Source organism: Mesorhizobium sp. M7A.F.Ca.CA.003.01.2.1, from assembly GCF_003998945.1.
GTDB classification, from domain to species: domain Bacteria; phylum Pseudomonadota; class Alphaproteobacteria; order Rhizobiales; family Rhizobiaceae; genus Mesorhizobium; species Mesorhizobium ciceri.
On the sequence record NZ_RZRA01001049.1, the window covers coordinates 1 to 1,826 of the forward strand.

Here is a 1,826-nt window from a genome sequence, read left to right on the forward strand (position 1 = left end):
CTCGACAACAGCGGCTACAAGATCCTGGCCGAATACGACACGCCGGAATGGGCGCCGCCGAAGGCGCAGCAATGGGCCGGCGGCCAGATCACCCGCTTCGGCCCGAAAATCCTCGGCGTGGTTGCCGCCAATGACGGCACCGGTGGCGGCGCCATCGCGGCCTTCAAGGCGGCCGGCGTCGATCCGGTGCCGCCGGTGACCGGCAATGACGCGACGATCGCGGCACTGCAACTGATCATCGCCGGCGACCAGTACAACACCATCTCCAAGCCGAGCGAGATCGTGGCGGCGGCCGCCGCCAACATCGCCATCAAGCTACTTTCTGGCGAGACGCCTAAGGCCGAGATGACGCTGTACGATACGCCCTCGCAGCTGTTCACGCCGGCTGTTGTGACGCAGGAAAACCTGAAGGCCGAGATCATCGACAAGAAGATCAACACCGCGGCCGAGCTCTGCGTCGATCGTTACGCGGAAGGCTGCAAGAAGCTGGGCATCGGGAACTGACCGCGACCCTTGCCCGCTCCGCTGCCTGGCCACCCGCGTGGTGGCCAGGCAGCGCTCATGCGAAATTTTTGAACCGGTTTTGAAAGGCTTCCTGGCATGACCGATACCTCGGACGAACCGGTTCCGGCAGGCGAGCTGGTGCTCAGCCTGCGCGGCGTTTCGAAGAATTTCGGCGCCGTTTCGGCGCTCACCGACATCGATCTCGATGTCCATGCAGGCGAAGTGGTGGCGCTGGTCGGCGACAATGGCGCCGGCAAGTCGACCCTGGTCAAGATCCTGGCCGGCGTGCATCAGCCGAGCTCAGGCACGATCAGTTTTCGCGGCAAGCAGGTGACACTTGCCGATCCGAGTGCCGCGCTGACGCTCGGCATCGCCACCGTGTTCCAGGACCTGGCGCTGTGCGAGAACCTCGACATCGTCGCCAACATCTTCCTTGGCCGCGAACTCAGCCCGCTGCGGCTGGACGAGGTGGCGATGGAAGTGCGCGCCTGGACGCTGCTCAACGAGCTTTCGGCGCGCATCCCGAGTGTCCGCGAAGTGGTCGCTTCACTGTCGGGCGGCCAGCGCCAGACGGTGGCGATCGCGCGCTCGCTGCTGCTCGAACCCAAGCTCATCCTGCTCGACGAGCCGACGGCAGCGCTTGGCGTGGCGCAGACGGCGGAAGTGCTCAATTTGATCGAGCGGGTGCGCGACCGCGGCCTCGGCGTCGTCATCATCAGCCACAACATGGAAGACGTGCGCGCCGTCGCCGACCGCATCGTCGTGCTGCGGCTTGGCCGCAACAACGGCATCTTCTCGCCCGATGCCTCGAACCAGGAACTGGTCAGCGCCATCACCGGCGCCTCGAACAATTCGGTGTCGCGGCGCGCCGAGCGCAGGCAGGCCAGGCAAGACCAGACCCAGGAGCCACGCCCATGAGCCGCGAAGCCGAACAGGCCGCCCCCGTGCCGCCGCAGCTCGACCGCGCCGATGTGCGCGTCAAGCACGAGGCGGGGATCGGCGGCGCCATCCGCCGGTTCTTCGACCGGGTCCGCTCGGGCGATCTCGGCTCGCTGCCAGTGATTGTCGGGCTGGTCATCATCTGGACGGTGTTCGCCAGCATCAACCCGATCTTCCTGTCGAGCAGCAATCTGGTCAATCTGCTGTTCGATTGCTCAACCGTCGGCGTCATCGCGCTCGGCATCGTCTGCGTTCTGATGGTCGGCGAGATCGACCTGTCGGTCGGTTCGATCAGCGGCTTTGCCTCGGCCATGGTCGGCACGCTGTGGGTCAACCAGGGCTGGCCGGTGGCGCTCGCGATTCTGGCCGCTGTTGCCGTCGGC

General features: G+C 65.9%; 2 protein-coding genes and 1 pseudogene. All 3 read left to right on the forward strand.

Annotation, left to right across the window (positions count from 1 at the left end):
- On the forward strand, positions 1-504 hold a 504-nt coding region (locus tag EN969_RS29455; RefSeq protein WP_164758605.1), incomplete at its 5' end, for a substrate-binding domain-containing protein.
- A gap of 96 nt (positions 505-600) precedes the next feature.
- Positions 601-1,422, forward strand: a complete 822-nt coding sequence (locus tag EN969_RS29460) for an ATP-binding cassette domain-containing protein (RefSeq protein WP_024501653.1) — start codon at positions 601-603, stop codon at positions 1,420-1,422.
- A pseudogene (locus EN969_RS29465) lies at positions 1,419-1,826 on the forward strand (sugar ABC transporter permease); the annotation flags it as partial. The gene EN969_RS29460 and the pseudogene EN969_RS29465, both read left to right, overlap by 4 nt.

What these genes read in the sequence shown, in the direction of transcription:
- EN969_RS29460 (WP_024501653.1), top strand. Translation starts at nt 601, where the DNA reads ATGACCGATACCTCGGACGAACCGGTTCCGGCAGGCGAGCTGGTGCTC.